Annotated in this window: 14 protein-coding genes; 6 read left to right on the top strand and 8 right to left on the bottom strand. The window is 72.5% G+C overall.

Annotated elements, in window-relative coordinates; genetic code table 11:
* Window positions 1-16: 16 nt before the first annotated feature.
* The 4 genes from CPH93_RS16085 (at window position 17) to CPH93_RS16070 (ending at window position 6,249) form a co-directional block, all read left to right on the top strand.
* Window positions 17-1,339: a bifunctional glycosyltransferase family 2/GtrA family protein gene (locus CPH93_RS16085; protein WP_231977370.1), complete on the top strand. Its 1,323-nt coding sequence runs from the start codon at window positions 17-19 to the stop codon at window positions 1,337-1,339.
* Entirely contained in the window at window positions 1,336-3,600 is a 2,265-nt protein-coding gene (locus CPH93_RS16080) for an ArnT family glycosyltransferase (RefSeq protein ID WP_096213252.1), read from the top strand. The genes CPH93_RS16085 and CPH93_RS16080 overlap by 4 nt, the downstream gene beginning before the upstream one ends.
* 191 nt (window positions 3,601-3,791) lie before the next feature.
* On the top strand, window positions 3,792-5,348 hold the full coding sequence (locus tag CPH93_RS16075) for an MFS transporter (RefSeq protein WP_096213251.1): 1,557 nt from the start codon (window positions 3,792-3,794) through the stop codon (window positions 5,346-5,348).
* A 130-nt stretch (window positions 5,349-5,478) separates the two neighbouring features.
* Window positions 5,479-6,249 carry a TetR/AcrR family transcriptional regulator gene (locus CPH93_RS16070; protein ID WP_096213250.1) on the top strand — a complete coding sequence of 257 codons (771 nt, stop codon included), beginning with the start codon at window positions 5,479-5,481 and terminating at the stop codon, window positions 6,247-6,249.
* Between the two features lie 31 nt (window positions 6,250-6,280).
* Here the strand turns inward: CPH93_RS16070 and CPH93_RS16065 are convergent, their stop codons facing one another.
* The 3 genes from CPH93_RS16065 to CPH93_RS16055 form a co-directional block, all read right to left on the bottom strand.
* Window positions 6,281-7,114: a YceI family protein gene (locus CPH93_RS16065; RefSeq protein WP_093484283.1), complete on the bottom strand. Its 834-nt coding sequence runs from the start codon at window positions 7,112-7,114 to the stop codon at window positions 6,281-6,283.
* Between the two features lie 194 nt (window positions 7,115-7,308).
* Window positions 7,309-9,915, bottom strand: coding sequence for an MFS transporter (locus CPH93_RS16060; RefSeq protein ID WP_096213249.1), 2,607 nt, complete (start codon window positions 9,913-9,915; stop codon window positions 7,309-7,311).
* 11 nt (window positions 9,916-9,926) lie between these two features.
* A complete protein-coding gene (locus CPH93_RS16055) occupies window positions 9,927-10,397 on the bottom strand; it encodes a MarR family winged helix-turn-helix transcriptional regulator (RefSeq protein WP_096215462.1) in 471 nt (156 codons plus the stop codon).
* Window positions 10,398-10,731: 334 nt separating this feature from the next.
* Here CPH93_RS16055 and CPH93_RS16050 point away from each other — a divergent pair, with 334 nt between their 5' ends.
* Window positions 10,732-10,950 (top strand): hypothetical protein, encoded by a 219-nt coding sequence (locus tag CPH93_RS16050; protein WP_093484285.1) that lies wholly within the window; start codon window positions 10,732-10,734, stop codon window positions 10,948-10,950.
* A gap of 60 nt (window positions 10,951-11,010) precedes the next feature.
* On the opposite strand, the gene CPH93_RS16045 is transcribed toward CPH93_RS16050, so the two are convergent.
* Window positions 11,011-12,333 (bottom strand): amidohydrolase family protein, encoded by a 1,323-nt coding sequence (locus tag CPH93_RS16045; RefSeq protein ID WP_096213248.1) that lies wholly within the window; start codon window positions 12,331-12,333, stop codon window positions 11,011-11,013.
* 76 nt (window positions 12,334-12,409) lie between these two features.
* Between CPH93_RS16045 and CPH93_RS16040 the strand changes: the two genes are divergently transcribed.
* Window positions 12,410-12,961, top strand: coding sequence for a MarR family winged helix-turn-helix transcriptional regulator (locus CPH93_RS16040; RefSeq protein ID WP_231977368.1), 552 nt, complete (start codon window positions 12,410-12,412; stop codon window positions 12,959-12,961).
* Window positions 12,962-13,039: 78 nt separating this feature from the next.
* Here CPH93_RS16040 and CPH93_RS16035 read toward each other — a convergent pair whose 3' ends face one another.
* The 4 genes from CPH93_RS16035 to CPH93_RS16020 all read right to left on the bottom strand — a co-directional run bounded on the left by CPH93_RS16035 (window position 13,040) and on the right by CPH93_RS16020 (window position 16,494).
* Window positions 13,040-13,801, bottom strand: a complete 762-nt coding sequence (locus CPH93_RS16035; RefSeq protein WP_096213246.1) for a DUF4232 domain-containing protein — start codon at window positions 13,799-13,801, stop codon at window positions 13,040-13,042.
* 206 nt (window positions 13,802-14,007) lie between these two features.
* Entirely contained in the window at window positions 14,008-14,481 is a 474-nt protein-coding gene (locus CPH93_RS16030; protein ID WP_006604267.1) for a VOC family protein, read from the bottom strand.
* Window positions 14,482-14,688: 207 nt separating this feature from the next.
* Window positions 14,689-15,489: a hypothetical protein gene (locus CPH93_RS16025; protein WP_231977366.1), complete on the bottom strand. Its 801-nt coding sequence runs from the start codon at window positions 15,487-15,489 to the stop codon at window positions 14,689-14,691.
* A 168-nt stretch (window positions 15,490-15,657) separates the two neighbouring features.
* A complete protein-coding gene (locus CPH93_RS16020; RefSeq protein ID WP_006604265.1) occupies window positions 15,658-16,494 on the bottom strand; it encodes an RNA polymerase sigma factor SigF in 837 nt (278 codons plus the stop codon).
* Between the last annotated feature and the right edge of the window lies 1 nt (window position 16,495).

The raw sequence follows: 16,495 nt of genomic DNA, 5'->3' as shown, positions 1-16,495 counted from the left end.
GGCGAGTGTCGTGGGCATGACGACGACACAGCCGCCCGGCCAACCGCTGGGCTCCCTGCCGCCCCGCGAGCATCTGCGGCTCGGCCAGATCAGGACCGTGCTGGATGTGGTGGTCCCCGTTTACAACGAGGACCGCGACCTCGAACGCTGTGTGCTGCGCCTGCACGAGCACCTCGTCCGCACCTTCCCGTACACCTTCCGGATCACCATCGCCGACAACGCGAGCACGGACCGTACGCCGGAGGTTGCCGCCCGGCTCGACGAGGCGATCGACGAGGTCACGGCGGTGCGGCTGGAGGAGAAGGGGCGCGGGCGGGCGCTGCGCACCGTGTGGTCGCTGTCCGAGGCGCCGGTGCTGGCGTACATGGACGTCGATCTGTCCACCGACCTCAACGCGCTGCTGCCGCTGGTGGCGCCGCTGATCTCCGGGCACTCGGATCTGGCGATCGGCACCCGGCTCAACCGCGGCGCCCGCGTCGTGCGCGGGCCGAAGCGGGAGTTCCTCTCGCGCGCCTACAACCTGATTCTGCGCGGCTCGCTCGCCGCACGGTTCTCCGATGCGCAGTGCGGGTTCAAGGCCGTCCGGGGTGACGTCGCCGCGCGGCTGCTGCCGATGGTCGAGGACACCGGTTGGTTCTTCGACACCGAGTTGCTGGTCCTTGCGGAGCGGGCCGGGCTGCGGATCCACGAGGTGCCGGTGGACTGGGTCGACGACCCCGACAGCACCGTGCACCTCGTGCGGACGGCCACCGACGACCTCAAGGGCGTGTGGCGGGTGGGGCGGGCGCTGGCGACCGGTGCGCTGCCGCTGGACCGGCTGGCCCGGCCGTTCGGGGACGATCCGCGCGACCGTGAGCTGTCCGGGGTGCCGGGCGGGCTGGCCCGTCAGCTCGTCGGCTTCTGTGTCGTCGGCGCGCTGAGCACCCTGTGCTATCTCGGCCTGTACTCCCTCTTCCGGCTCGGCGTGGGGCCGCAACCGGCCAATGCGGCGGCCCTGTTGGTCTCGGCGCTCGGCAATACGGCCGCCAACCGGCGGCTGACCTTCGGCGTACGGGGCCGGGACCGGGTGGTCCGTCACCAGGCCCAGGGGCTGGTGGTCTTCGCCATCGGGCTCGCCCTGACCAGCGGTTCCCTCGCCGCTCTCGACGCCGCCAGCGCCACCCCGGCGCACGGCACCGAACTCGCGGTGCTGGTGGCCGCCAACCTCGCGGCGACCGTGCTGCGGTTCCTGCTCTTCCGCGCCTGGGTCTTTCCGGAGCGTGAGCGAGCGGATGAGACCGCCGCGGTGCCGCCGCCCGCCCCGCACGACCGCAACGACTTCTTCAGGAGCGCCCGATGACCCCGCACCCGCCCGGCACGCCGGCCCGGCCGCCGTATCCGACCCCCGTGACGTCACCGGAGGGAGCGCGGCCGGCGTCGTCGGCCTCCCGGGGGCCGTCCGCCGCGCCGCCGGTGGCCGACCCTCGCTGGGCGCGACCGGCGCTGCTGGCGTTGTTGCTGGTCACAGCGGTGCTCTACCTCTGGAGCCTGTCCTCCTCCGGCTATGCCAACCAGTTCTACTCGGCCGCCGTGCAGGCCGGCAGCGAGAGCTGGAAGGCCTTCTTCTTCGGCTCCTCCGACGCGGCGAACGCCATCACCGTCGACAAGCCGCCGGCCGCGCTGTGGCCGATGGCGCTGTCGGTACGGATCTTCGGGCTCGGCTCGTGGGCGATCCTGGTGCCCGAGGCGCTGATGGGCGTGGCCACGGTCGGGGTGCTGTACGCGGCCGTGCGGCGGCGGTTCGGGGCGGGCGCCGGGCTGCTCGCGGGCGGGGCGCTGGCGGTGACGCCGGTCGCGGCGCTGATGTTCCGGTTCAACAACCCCGATGCGCTGCTGTGCCTGCTGATGGTCTGCGCCATCGCCGCCGTACTGCGCGCCCTTGCGGACGGCCGTACGAAGTGGCTGGTGCTGGCCGGGGTCTGCTTCGGGCTCGGGTTTCTCACCAAGACGCTCCAGGCGTGGCTGATCCTGCCGGCGCTGGCCGCGGTGTACGCCTGCTGTGCACCGGTCGCGCTGCGCCGGCGGTTCGGTCAACTACTGCTCGCCGGGCTGGCGATGGTGGTGTCCGCCGGCTGGTGGGTGGCGGTCGTCGAGCTGTGGCCGGCGTCCTCGCGCCCGTACATCGGCGGTTCGCAGCACAACAGCTTCCTGGAGCTGACCTTCGGCTACAACGGCCTCGGGCGGATCAGCGGCAACGAGACCGGCAGTGTCGGCGGTGGCGGTCGTCCCGGTGGCGGCGGGGGTGGATGGGGGCAGACCGGGATCACCCGGCTGTTCTCGGCCGACATGGGCGGGCAGATCTCGTGGCTGCTGCCCGCGGCGCTGATCCTGCTGGTGGCGGCGGTGTGCGTGCTGTGGCGAGCCCGCCGCGCGGTGGACGCCGAACAGGCAGCTCAGCGCGCGGAGTTCCTGGTCTGGGGCGGCGCGCTGCTGATGACCTTCACGATCTTCAGCTTCATGTCCGGGATCTTCCACCAGTACTACAACATCGCGCTGGCCCCGTACATCGCGGCGCTGGTCGGGATGGGCTCGGCGCTGTTGTGGCGGCGCGGTGGGCGGCTCGCTCCGCTGGTGCTGGCCGGGACGGTCTCGGTGACCGCCGGCTGGTCGTTCGTGCTGCTGAACCGGTCGCCGGAGTGGCTGCCGTGGCTGCGCTGGACGGTGCTGGCGCTCGGTCTGCTCGCGGCGGCCGGTCTGCTGGCGACGGCCCGGGCGGGGGCGGCCAAGGCGGCGGCAGCGGACGGCGGGGAGGCCGCAGGACGGGACGGAGTGCCGCGGGGTGTCGCGGGCCGGCGGATCGCGGTGCTCGCGGCCGGGCTCGGGGTGGTGACGGCGCTGGCCGGTCCGGTGGCGTACACCCTCGATACGGTCAACACCCCCAAGGGCGGGTCGATCATCACGGCCGGGCCTGCGGTACGGGGTGCCATGGGCGGGCCCGGCGGAGGCTTCCCCGGCGGCCGGCGGGCCGGTATGTGGCGTGGCAACCATGGGGGTGCGCCGGGTGGTGCACCGGGCGCGGGCCAGGGTGGTCCGGGTCTGCCGCCGGGCGCCGGCGGTCCGGTCCGGGGTGGCAAGCAGGGGAGTCGGCAGGGCTTCCCGGGCGGCTTCGGCCAGCGCCGCGGGATGGGCGGTCTGCTCAACGGCAGCAAGGTGAGCGACCGGGCCAAGGCGCTGGTGGAGAAGGACGCGGGGCACTACACCTGGGCCGCCGCGGCCATCGGCTCCCAGAACGCCGCGAGCTATCAACTCGCCACCCAGAAGCCGGTGATGGCGATCGGCGGGTTCAACGGGAGCGACCCCTCGCCGACCCTCGCCCAGTTCACGCGGGAGGTTACGGACGGAAAGATCCACTACTTCATCGCGGGCGGACGGGGCGGAAGGGCTGGCCCCGGCGGCGGGAAGGGCGGCCCCGGCGGTGGGCAGGGCGGCCAAGGCGGCGGACGGGCCGGCCAAGGCGGCGCCAGCGGCGACTCCTCGAAGATCACCTCCTGGGTGGAGAAGACCTTCAAGAAGGTCACCGTCGACGGCGCCACCTTCTACGACCTGACGCGGAAGGCCTGACCGGTAAGGCACAACCCGGAAGGGGCGACCCGCGCGGACGAGCCGACGGGCCGACGAGCCGACGGGCCGGTGGCCGATCCGCCCCCGCCTCCCCTCCCCCGGCACGCACGGAAAATGAAATGTACGGCGTATAACTCTCCCTGTACGGTGTAAAGCATCTGCTCGCACCATACGCCGTACAGGGAGCCCGTATGTCCGCCGTGGCCTCCGAAGCCACCACGCTTCAGCCGACGGGCCGGCCCACCGCCCGTTGGCTGATCCTCGCCGTCATCTGCCTCGCGCAGTTGACCGTGATCCTCGACAACACCGTCCTCAACGTCGCCATCCCCTCGCTCACCGGTGAGCTGGGCGCGACCACCGCTGACGTCCAGTGGATGATCAACGCCTACTCGCTGGTGCAGTCCGGTCTGCTGCTCACCGCAGGCAATTCCGCCGACCGCTACGGCCGCAAGAAGATGCTCGCCGCCGGTCTGGTGCTGTTCGGCCTCGCCTCGCTCGGTGCGACCCTCGCCCAGTCGCCCGGCCAGCTCATCGCCGCCCGCGCCGGCATGGGCGTCGGCGGTGCGCTGCTGGTCACCACCACCCTCGCCGTCGTCATGCAGATCTTCGACGACGCGGAGCGGCCCAAGGCCATCGGCATCTGGAGCTCGGTCAACTCCCTCGCCTTCGTCGCCGGGCCGCTGATCGGCGGCTCGCTGCTGGACCACTTCTGGTGGGGTGCGCTGTTCCTGGTCAATCTGCCGGTCGCCGTTATGGCGCTGGCGGCCGTCGTCGCCCTCGTCCCGGAGTCCGGCAGCCGCGGCGGTGAGCGACCGGATCTGCCGGGCGCCCTGCTGTCCATGATCGGCATGGGCGGGGTGGTCTTCGCGATCATCTCCGGGCCGCAGGCCGGCTGGCTGTCCGGCCGGGTGCTGGTCTCCGCCGCCGTCGGGGCCGTCGGCCTCGCGGCCTTCGTGCTGTGGGAGCTGTATGTCCCGTACCCCATGCTGGACATGCACTTCTTCCGCAACCGCCGGTTCATCGGCGCGGTCTCCGGGGGCATCCTCGTCGCCTTCGGGATGGGCGGCTCGCTGTTCCTGCTCACCCAGCACCTCCAACTGGTCCTCGGTTACGGTCCGTTGGACGCGGGGCTGCGGATGGCGCCGCTCGCCGTCACCGTCATACTGATCAACTTCACCGGGCTGGGCGCCCGTCTGATGCCCAAGGTCGGCACTCCGGGAATGATCATTTCGGGGATGTCGCTGCTCGCGGCCGGTCTCGCCGCCATAGCGCTGCTCGGCGGGCACAGCTACCCGGGCCTGCTGACCGGCCTGATCGTGATGGGCATCGGTATCGCGCTCGCCATGCCGACGATGGCCAACGCCATCATGTCCGCGATCCCGCCGGCCAAGGCCGGGGTGGGCGCCGGCGTCAACGGCACCCTGATGGAGTTCGGCACGGGCCTGGGCGTCGCCGTGCTCGGCGCGGTCCTCAACTCCCGCTTCGTGGCGCTGCTTCCGCTGGTCGCGGCGGGCGCCGGTTCGCTGCCCGCGGCGCTCGCCAGGACCCGTACGGGTGCCGAACGGGCCGCCGTCCAGGACGCCTTCGCCGCCGGCATCGGCGTCAGCCAGCTGGCCGGTGCGGCCGCGGTCTTCCTCGGCGGACTGCTCGCCGCCCTCCTCCTGAGCCGGGCCGAGCGCGCGGGCCGGGAGCAGGAGACGGCGGCCGCGCCGTCCGGCCCGGAACCGGCCTCCGCCGCGGCGGAATAGCATCGGTGGTGAAGTGATCGTGAACGGCACATCATCGTGAACAGCACAGCATCGTGAAGGGCACGTCGGGGCCGTCCGTACCGCACCCGTACGGGACGGACCCGACGATGCTCAGGGACAGGGAGGCGCCATGGCAGCGACGGACGGCCACGCCGGGAAGCGGCCGAACAGCGTCTGGCTGACCGAACGCCCCCCGCTCAAACGGAAGGCGGACCAGCCGGCCGGACTCGGCCTCGACAAGATCGTCGCGGCGACGGTCCGGCTGCTGGACGCCGAGGGCCTGGCCAAGTTCTCGATGCGCCGGCTCGCCGCCGAGCTCGGCGTCACCGCGATGTCCGTCTACTGGTACGTCGACACCAAGGACGACCTGCTGGAACTCGCCCTGGACAGCGTCATGGGCGAGATGCGGCTGCCGGACGAGGCCGAGCCCGGCCGGGACTGGCGGGACCATCTGCGCTCCCTGGCCGGCGAATACCGCGCCCTGCTGACCGGCCACCCCTGGGTGGCCCGGCTGGTGGGCACGTACATCAACATCGGCCCGCACTCCACCGCCTTCTCCGACGCCAGCATGCGGGTGATGAAGGAGAGCGGGCTGTCGCTGGAGCAGATCACCGGCGGGCTGTCCGCCGTGTTCCAGTTCGTCTACGGCTTCGCCACCATCGAGGGCCTGTTCAACGCCCGTTGCGCGGAGGCGGGGATGTCCGTCGACGAGTACTTCCAGCAGGTGATGACCGCGGTCCAGGGCCGCCCGGAGTTCGCGGAGACGCTGGAGAACTCCACCAAGGTCATGGCGGCCCGCGGCGGCAGCACCGTATGGGAGATGCGCGACCGCGACTTCGCCTTCGCGCTCGATCTGCAGATCGCGGGCATCGAGGCGATGCGCGACCGGCCGGGCGACTGACCGGCGAGCGCCCGGGGGAGAGCGGAGGCTCTCACCCCATCGGCAGGCTCTCGCCCTGCACCGCCTGGATGTCCAGCTCGACCTTGAGCGTCGTCCCGATCGCCGCGATACCGGCCGCCACGACCTGGTTGTAGTTCATCTTGAAGTCCTCGCGGCGCAGTTCGGCGGTGGCGCGGAAGGCGGCGCGCACCCCGCCCCAGGGGTCGGGGCCGGTGCCGAGGTAGCTCAGTTCGAGGTCCACGGGCCGTACGACACCGTGCAGCGACAGCTCACCGTGCACCGTCCAGCGGTCCGGGCCGGCCGGTGTCAGACCCGAGCTGCGGTAGGTGAGTTCCGGGAACTCCTCGACGTTCAGGAAGTCCTCGGAGCGCAGATGGCCGTCGCGCATCCCGTTGCCGGTGTCGATGGAGGCGGCCTTGATGTCCGCCTCGACCCGCGACGCCGCCAGGTCCTCGGCGATCTCGATCCGGCCGCCGAACTCGGTGAACCGGCCGTGCACGCTGGAGATCCCCAGGTGCTGGGCGACCGCGGCCACCGTCGAGTGCATCGGGTCGATGGTCCATGCGCCGGGCGGCGGCAGCTCGGCCCCGCCCTGCCGCGCCAGGACGACGCTGCCCACGTCCATCCGGCCGCTCGCCGTCACGATCGCCGTGGCGGCGGCCGGCGCATAGCCGACGGCCGTCACGATGACCGTGTACGGGCCGGGGGCCAGCGGCTGTGCGCTGCGGACGGCGCCTTCCTCGTCCGCCGCTTCGCGCAGCACCTGCGCGCCCGTCATGTCGGTGACGGTCAGTACGGCGTGCTGGACGGCCCAGCCGTCCCGCGTGCGGATCTGGGCCCGCAGCCCCGCGCCCGTCGAAGTCATTGCCTCTCCCGTTTTTGTTGCCTGGTGGGGTTGCCCCGTGCTGAGGGGGCTCCGGACGGCGGCGTGCAGGCCGTCCCCTGCCTGTACGTCACGCCGCCGCCGGAGCCCTGGGCCCGGGCCGGTGCGCGCCTCCGCTCAACGCGCGCCCCGGCCCGGGGTCTTGCCTCCCCGGAGATGCCCCGGGGCCCGGTGGGTCAGTCCCCGGGGTGGGCGAGTGCGACGTCGTATCCGTCGACCCCGCGGGCATCGACCGCAAGGCCGGTGGCGACCGGCGGGTAGCCGCTCGCGATGACCGTGTAGTCGCCGGCGTCCAGGTCGGTGAAGGCGTAGGCGCCGTCCTCCCCGGTCGTCGAGGTGGCCACGACGTTGCCCGCCGCGTCCACCAGGGTCACCCGCGCATCGGACAGCGGCCGGCCGGCGCCGCCCGCGCGGACGGTGCCCGAGACCCGCGCGCCGGACAGCAGCTCGACCTCGATCCGGGTCGTGCCCTGGCCGCCGACCTCGACCGGCAGCGCCGCCGGACGGTGGTGCGCGGCGTTCACGGCGACGGTGAAGGTCCCCGGTGCCAGCTCGTCGAAGCCGAAGTGGCCCTCGGCGCCGGTCTGTCCGGTGGCCAGCACCTCGCCGCGGACGTCGGTGACGACGACCATCGCGCCCTCGACCGGCTCCCCGGTGGCCGCGCTGCGGACCTGGCCGCCGAGGCCGCTGACGCCGCTGAGCAGGATGTCGTAGCTGTGCGGCGCCTCGCCGACGACGACCGTGGAGGCCTGCGGCTGGTGGCCGTCGGCCGCGGCGATCAGCACGTACGAGCCGGCGCCGGGGGCGTTCAGCACGTACGAGCCGTTGGCTTGGGCGACCGCGCGGCCCAGCTGCCGCCCGCCGAGCGAGATCAGCGTCACCGCGGACCGCGGCACGGGGGTGCCGTCCGCGGTGCGGACGAACCCGTGCACCGCGGAGCCGGTGGGGGTGGCGTCACCGCCGCCGGCGGAGGCGTACGCGGCCAGTGGCCGGGTGGCCGTCGCGGCGGCCGGCTGGGCCCAGGAGGGGATGTGCGCATCGTCGTCGGGGGCCACCGAGGGGGCGCCCACCAGGGCGGGCTCCCGCTCCTCGGCCGACGCCGGAGCGGCGGCCTGGGCCGGGATGCCGGTGAGTGCCGGGGCGGCCGGCGCAGTGTCCGCGGCCTCCTCGCCCTCGGAGCTCTGGTGCAGTCCGCCCCGCGTCTTCAACGCGACCTCCTTGATGAACAGGGTGAAGAGGAAGGCGAGCAGCGCACAGGGCGCCGCGTACAGGAACACGTCGCCGACACCGTGGCCGTAGGCGCTCTCCATGACGGTGCGCAGCGGCGCCGGGAGGGCGTCCAGGTCCGGGATGCCGCCGCCGCTGTTGCCGGCGGCGTGCGAGGCGGCCTTGGCGGCCTTGGGGCCGAGCTCGGCCAGGCCGTCCTTGACGTAGTGGGTGACGCGGTTGGCGAGCACCGCACCGAGCGCGGAGACGCCCACCGCACCGCCGAGCGAGCGGAAGAAGGTCACGACGGACGAGGCGGAGCCGAGGTCCTCGGGGGCGACCTGGTTCTGCGTGGCGAGCACCAGGTTCTGCATCATCATGCCGATGCCGAGCCCCATCAGCGCCATGAAGATCGCGATGTGCCAGTACTCGGTGTCGTAGCGCAGGGTGCCCAGCAGGCCGAGGCCCGCGGTCAGCAGCGCGCCACCGGCGACCAGCCAGGCCTTCCAGCGGCCGGTCTTGGTGATGATCTGGCCCGAGACGGTCGACGAGAGGAACAGGCCGCCGATCATCGGGATCGTCATGATGCCGGACATCGTCGGCGACTTGCCGCGCGCCAGCTGGAAGTACTGGCTGAAGAAGACGGTGCCGGTGAACATCGCGACACCGACGAACAGCGAGGCCACCGAGGCCAGGGTGATCGTCTTGTTGCGGAACAGCCGCAGCGGGATGATCGGCTCCTTGGCCTTGGTCTCGACGAGGACGAACACCGCGCCGAGCACCACCGCCCCGCCGACCATCGCGGCGGTCTGCCACGACATCCAGTCGTACTTGTCGCCGGCCAGCGTCACCCACACCAGCAGCAGCGAGACCGCCGCGCTGATGAAGAAGGCGCCCGCCCAGTCGACCTTGACGCCCTCGCGCCGGACGACCGGAAGCTTCAGGGTCTTCTGCAGCACGATCAGCGCGATGATCGCGAACGGCACACCGACGTAGAAGCACCAGCGCCAGCCGAGCCAGCTGGTGTCGGTGATGACCCCGCCGAGCAGCGGGCCGCCGACGGTGGCGACGGCGAAGGTGGCGCCGAGGTAGCCGCTGTAACGGCCGCGCTCCCGCGGGGAGATCATCGCGGCCATCACGATCTGGGCCAGGGCGGACAGCCCGCCCACGCCTATGCCCTGCACGACACGGCAGGCGATCAGCATCCCGGTGTTCTGCGACAGCCCGGCGACGACCGACCCCGCGACGTAGATGACCAGCGCGAACTGCACCAGCAGCTTCTTGCTGAACAGGTCGGAGAGCTTGCCCCACAGCGGGGTGGTCGCGGTCATCGCCAGCAGCGAGGCGGTGACGACCCAGGTGTAGGCGCTCTGCCCGCCGTCGAGGTCATGAATGATCTCGGGCAGCGCGTTGGAGACGATCGTCGACGACAGAATGGCGACGAACATGCCGAGCAGCAGCCCGGACAGCGCCTCCATGATCTGACGGTGCGTCATGGGGGCCCCGTCGGAGGCGTGGTGTCCGCCCCCGTGCCTGGCGTGGCCGCCCCGCACACCGGCTGGTGTGGTCGTAGCCATGTGGTTCCTTTTCATCCTGCGGGTGTACGGGTGGAATCGTGGTGCGCCCGGGGGCGGCAGTCGCCGAAGCTCGTACGGAGCCTGGCGAGCAGGTCGTTGAGGTGTCCGACGTCGGCGTCGGACCAGTCGTGCAGATACCGGGCGAGCGCCGCCGTGCAGCACCCGGCGATGTCCTCCAGGAGCTCCCGGCCGCTCGGCGTCAGCCGCAGCAGCCGGGACCGCTTGTCCGCCGGATCGGGCTCCCGCTCGATCCAGCCGCGCTCGGCGACATGGGCGACGTGCCGGCTGGTCACCGACGTGTCGATGGCGAGCAGCTCGGCGAGCTGGCTCATCCGCATCTCGCCGTGCCGTTCGAGCGCGGTGAGCACGGCCGCCGAGGCGGGCGGGCAGTCCGGCGGCAGGACCCGGCCCATCTCGCGCTTGACGGCGCCGATGGCGCTGAGCTGCCTGGCCAGCTCCTCGAACTGACGGTGAGCGGCCACCGGCTCCCCCATCCATTCCTCGCTCGGACCTTTGTTGCTTGAGGCAACCATAAGCATGTTGGTTGCTGAAGGCAAATGAATTGGTTCGAGATTGGAGTAAAGGAAACGGAAACTCTCCGGCGGTCGGCGGTCAACGGCTGTGACGCGACCCGCAAAGGCGCAGGTCACGGGCGGGGCGAGGCGACTGGCCGATTCCGGTCGGTAGCGGGACACCCCCAGACGAGCTGCCCGTACACCCGCCCACGCCCCGTACGCGGTCCGTCCCCGCTCCGTAGGCGCTCGCTGCGCGCCCCAGGGGTGCCCCTCCGCCCCCGGTTCGCTAGGGTCCTTGCCCATGGCGACCAACCCGCAGAACCAGGCCGGCGGCAACTACGACCCGGCCGGCAGCACGCAGATGTTCCGCGCCTTCGTGGACGAGGGCGGCACCCCGCAGGCCGGCAGCCGCCGTGCGCCGGCCCCGCAGCAGTCGTCCGGCCCCCGCGTGGGCGTCATCGTCGGCGTGATCGTCGCGATCCTGGTCGTCGCCGGCGCAGCCTGGCTGGCGCTGGCGTAACGGCCCGCACGTCCCTGTACGGGGGCCCGGTGCTCCGGGCTCCCGACCGCGGTCCGCGGCTCAGTTCAGAGCCGCGATCCGCTCCGCCGACCGGTGCGCCGCCTCCAGTACGCCGGTCAGCTCGCCGTGGACCAGCCGCCCCGCGCGCTTGACCGCGCGCCCGGCCACCAGGACCGTGTCGACGTTCCCGGGGTGCGCAGCGGTCACCACCGCCCCGATCGGATCGTGGCCCACCGGGGCGAGATTGACCGCATCGGCGCGCAGCAGCACGAGGTCGGCGCTCTTGCCGATCCCCAGCGACCCCACCTCGTCGCCCAGGCCGAGCGCCGCGGCCCCCTCGGCGGTGGCCATGCGCAGCACATCGGCCGCCCGGACCGTGGACGTCTCCCCGTCGCCCGCGCCGTCGAAGTGACTGCTCGTCAGCGCGGCGCGCATCTGCGAGAACATATCGCCCGGCGCGGAGGTGACCGCGTCCGCGCCCAGCCCCGTGGTGATGCCCGCCCGGCGCAGCCGCGGTGCCATCGGCGCACCGAACCGCATCGAGGCCTCGATCGCCGGGGTGATCGCCACCGCACCGCCGGACTCGGCGATCAGCCGCAGCTCGGAGTCGGCCAGCGAATTGCCGTGCACGTAGAGGGTGCCGGGGGCGAGCAGCCCCTGCTCCCGGAGCGCGGCGACCGGTTCCTGGGCCACCGGCCCGGCCGACACATGGACGACGACGGGCAGCCCCAGCTCACGGGCGAGCAGCCAGTCCTCGCGCACCGTCTCCGGCGTGCCGAAGGACGGGCCGACGGGGGCCAGGGCCATCGTGACCAGCGCCTCGCGCGACGGGAAGTGCTCGGCGCGCACCCGCCGCACCCAGTCGGCCTGCCGGGCGCTCTCGTCGAAGACCGGGTAGCCGTAGCCGAACACGGCACGGATACCCGCTTCCCGCAGCGCCTCGACGGCGGCCGCGCCGTGCTCCGGTGAGTACTGGACGTGCGAGAAGTCCTGCACGGTGGTGATCCCCGCGTCCAGGCACTCCAGCGCGCCGAGGAGGTTGCCGGTGTAGACGTCGGCGGGGGTGAAGCGGCCGGCGAGGTCGCCGAGGATCCGGCTGAGGTAGCCGTCGAGGCTCTCATCGACCGCGGCCGAGCGCAGCACCGCCTGCCACAGATGCCGGTGGGTGTCGACGAAGCCGGGCAGCACGATCAGCGCACGGGCGTCGATCACCTCAAGCCCGGGCTCGGTGTCGTCGAGCGGCAGCCCCGCGCCCACGGCGGCGATCCGGCCCTCCTCGACGAGGACATCGGTGTGCGGGTGGACGGTGGGGTGGGGGTCGGTGTCGATGACCAGACCGCCGCGCAGCAGCAGGCGCGGGGTGCGGCGGCTCTTGCTTCCCATGGCAGATCACGACCTCTACACGCTCGGAAGAAAGCTTTGTAGAAAGCTATCATGGTGCTGAACTATCCTGCCGGACGTGACCGCAGCGCCCGGACCAGGACCCGACCCCGTCGATGCGCTGATGGACGCCTGGCGCACCGAGCTGCCGGACGTGCTGCGCCCCACGACGGAGCTGTCGAAACGGATAACGCAGCTGGCCGGCGCGCTGGACGAGGCCACCCGCGGGCTACTGCCCGAACTCGGCCTCACGGTCGCCGAGTTCGACATCCTGGTCGCACTGCGCCGGGCCGGTGAGCCGTACCGGATGCAGCCGAACGAACTGGCCCGCTCCCTGCTGCTGTCCTCCGGCGGCCTCAGCAACGTGGTCAACCATCTCACCGGCCGCGGTCTCGTACGCCGCGAGCCCTCCCCGGACGACGGCCGCGCCACCATGATCCGGCTGACCCCGGACGGGGTGCGCACCGCCGAGCGCGCCGTCCGCGCCCACGCCGACGCCCACGAGGCCGTCTTCGCCGAGGCGTCCCCCGCGGCCGTGCAGGCGGCCGCCCGGACGCTGCGCGAGGTGGGCATACGGCGCCGCCCCGCGCCACGACCGCTCCGTACCGGACGCAATCGCAGCCGCTCGTGAGGGGCGCCGCCCGCCGACATGCCGCCGCGCCGGCTGCGGGGGCAGCCGGCGCGGCGGGACGGAGCGGTGGGGGACCGGTCAGGGCACGTGGATCGGGTTGATGTAGGTGCCTGGGTGCGTGGCGCCGGACTGGTCCAGAATGGCGCCGCCGTACGGCCACTTCAGCTGGAAGTGCTGCTTCTGGTTCGGCGGGGTGATCAGCACCGTGCCGGGCTCGATCTTCTGGTCCCCGTCGCTGATCGACGGCAGCAGGCGGATGGTGAAGGACGCGGTGCCGCCCGGCCTGAGCGTGACGGGGGCCGGCTTCTGGGCGGAGCGCGGCAGGTCGAGGGACTTGCCGTCGGTCCCCTTGATCTGGACGCCGGGGAAGCCGCTGAGGGTGCAGCTGCTGCTACCGGTGTTTTTCAGCCACACGGCGGCGGTCTGCTGCCCGTCGCCGTGCATGTCCGGGACGCCGCCGCCCGAGGAGCCCCAGCCGGCCTGCAGGCCTGCGGTGGTGCAGCGGGCGGTGGCACCGTGCCGGGCGGACGCGGGGCCGGCCTGCGCGCCACTGCCGGTGTGCTGGGGGGCCCGGCCGCCACCCTGCGCCGAGGCGCCCTGACCGGCACCCGCACCGGAGGACCCCTGGGCCGCGGACGAGCCGCCGCTGGACGAGCCGCCGTTGGACGCACCGCTGTCGGAGGAAGCACCGCCGGACGCGGCGGCCGACGCGGCGGCGGACGGCGTCCCCGAAGCGTCGGACTTGCCGCCCTGGCACGCGGTGAGCGTCAGCGCGGCGGCGGCGATCACGGTGGCGGCGACGGTCTTGCGTCCGCGGCGAAGCGTGGTGTGGTGCGACATCGGTGTCCCCCTGGTGGTGTCGGTGCGTCCCGTCGTCCGGTGCGCTGACCACCACACTGACCGGCCTCGCTGTTGGACCGCTAACACCCCGCTAACGACCCGCTGTTGGGGGGAGCGGGCGGCCCGCCCGGGGTCGCCGTCCGGGCGGGCCGCCGCAGGTCGGCAGGCGGGCCCCTGCGGGCCCGCCCGCACCCCGCGGACCCGCCCTATGCCGCGTCGGCCGCCGCCTGGAGCGCGGCGATGTCGATCTTCTTCATGCCGAGCATGGCCTTCATGGCGCGGGTCGCCCGCTCCTGGTCCGGGTCGTTGAGCATCTCCGCCATCCCGCCCGGCGCCACCTGCCAGGACAGCCCGTACTTGTCCTTCAGCCAGCCACAGGGGCCCTCCTCGCCGCCCTCGGAGAGCTTGGACCAGTAGTAGTCGATCTCGTCCTGGTCGGCGCAGGTGATCATCAGCGAGATCGCCTCGGTGAAGGTGAACTCCGGGCCGCCGTTGAGCGCCACGTACTCCTGGCCGTCGAGCTCGAACTCGACCGTCAGCACGGTGCCCGCCGGGCGCGGACCGGCCTCGTTGAAATAGGTGACGTTCTTGATCCGCGAGTTCGGGAACACCGAGCAGTAGAACTCGGCGGCCTCCTTGCCCTTGGTGTCGAACCACAGGTTGGGCGTGATCTTGGGCATGGTCTTCTCCCTGGGACGGTTCGCTGCCGGTGGCTGCGTCTGTGCCTCTTTAGACCGTCGCACCCCTCGGAACTCATCGCTATCCAGGAAAGGATTTCGGGGGCCTCAGGGGCCTCAGGGGCCTTCGAAGGCGGGCGTCGCGGGGCACGGCATGCACCCCGGCCCCTACGGCGGTCCCCGGCGCGGCACGGCCGGCCGGCCGGACTCCTACCTCCAGCTGAAGCCCACGTCCCTGGTCTCGAGGTGCATCCCCGCCGGCACCCGCCAGCCGTCCACGCACACCCGCCAGCTGCCGGACTTCTTCCGGTCCGGGGCGAGCGGCAGCGGCAGCTTGTGGGTGGAGGTGACCGTGGCCCAGTCGATGCCCAGGGCGCCGATGATGTGGGTGCCGAAGGTGACGGTCCCGGCGGTGACGGGCCGGTCGCCGGTGTTGAGGAAGTCGAGGCTGACCTTCTCGCACCAGCGGACGTCGGTGTCGGCGAGCCGCGGCGTGCCGATCAGGAGGCCGGCGGGGGCGCCCGGGCCGGGCGGAAGGGTCGGCGAGGGCGGCTCGGGAGCGGGCGAACCGTGCGGCGGGGGAGTGGAACCGCCCGAGGGAGCCGGGGGGTTGGGCGAGGACGGTGCGGGGGTCGGCGTAGTGCCGCCGCCTTGGCCGGCGGGCGCTCCCGGGGATGGTGTGGCGCGGGCGCCGGGACCGTCGGGGGAGGCGGAGCCGCGGGCCGCATCGCTCGTACCGGAGCCGGGGCGGGAAGAGGCCCTCGCCGCGGGCCGTCCGGAACTCGGAGTGCCGTCACTACCGTCCGTGCTGTCGTCGTGTCCGCCGCCGTCCAGCGGCGTCAGCTCGACACCGTCCTGGGGCGGTACGGCACCGGTCGGCGTACGGCCGTCGGCGGGGCCTGCCGCGCCCACCGCGGCATAGCCCTGCTCGGCCGCGTTCCCGCAGCCGGTGAGCAGAACACCCAGACACAGCACGGCCGCAGAGGCACGGGCAGCAGTCGTCCGTCGCATCGGGCCAGTGTTGCTGACGGGGTGTCAGGTGTACAGAGGGCGGACGACGGACGGCTCTCGTACGGGCGGGCGTGCGCGCCGTATGCGCCACGCCCCGCAGCCTCCGGTCCTCTGCAACTGTCCGCCGAGCGGCACGGAGCGCCGTACGGCCCCTCGGCGGACCGTTCCTCAGTCGGAGATCAGGCCCTCGCGCAGCTGCGCCAGGGTGCGGGTCAGCAGCCGGGAGACGTGCATCTGGGAGATGCCGACCTCCTCGCCGATCTGGGACTGCGTCATATTGGCGAAGAAGCGCAGCATGATGATCTGGCGCTCGCGGGCCGGGAGTTTGGCCAGCAGGGGCTTGAGCGACTCGCGGTACTCCACGCCCTCCAGCGCGCTGTCCTCGTAGCCGAGGCGGTCCGCGAGGGAGCCCTCGCCGCCGTCGTCCTCGGGGGAGGGGGAGTCGAGCGAGGAGGCGGTGTAGGCGTTGCCGACGGCCAGGCCGTCGACCACGTCCTCCTCCGACACCCCCAGGCACAGGGCGAGTTCGGGGACGGTCGGGGAGCGGTCCAGCTTCTGGGACAGCTCGTCGCTGGCCTTGGTGAGGGCGAGGCGGAGCTCCTGGAGCCGGCGCGGGACCCGTACCGACCACGAGGTGTCGCGGAAGAACCGCTTGATCTCACCGACCACCGTCGGCATCGCGAACGTCGGGAATTCCACGCCGCGTTCGCAGTCGAAACGATCGATCGCCTTGATCAGGCCGATCGTGCCGACCTGGACGATGTCCTCCATCGGCTCGTTGCGGCTGCGGAAGCGGGCGGCCGCGTACCGCACGAGCGGGAGGTTGAGCTCGATGAGCGTGTCACGGACGTAGGTGCGCTCCGCGCAGTCCTTGTCGAGCGAGGCGAGCCGCAGGAACAGGGAGCGGGAGAGCGTGCGGGTGTTGATGGCGTCGTCGTCATGCACGTGCGGTGCCGGCGCGGGAATCGCGGAAAGCACCTTTGAGCTGCCCAGTTCTACGGACATG

Origin of the sequence: Streptomyces sp. 2323.1 (assembly GCF_900221035.1) — a bacterium.
Classification (GTDB): Bacteria; Actinomycetota; Actinomycetes; order Streptomycetales; family Streptomycetaceae; genus Streptomyces; species Streptomyces sioyaensis.
The sequence above is the reverse complement of the archived record's forward strand: the minus strand, read 5'-3'. Positions and strand labels throughout refer to the sequence as shown.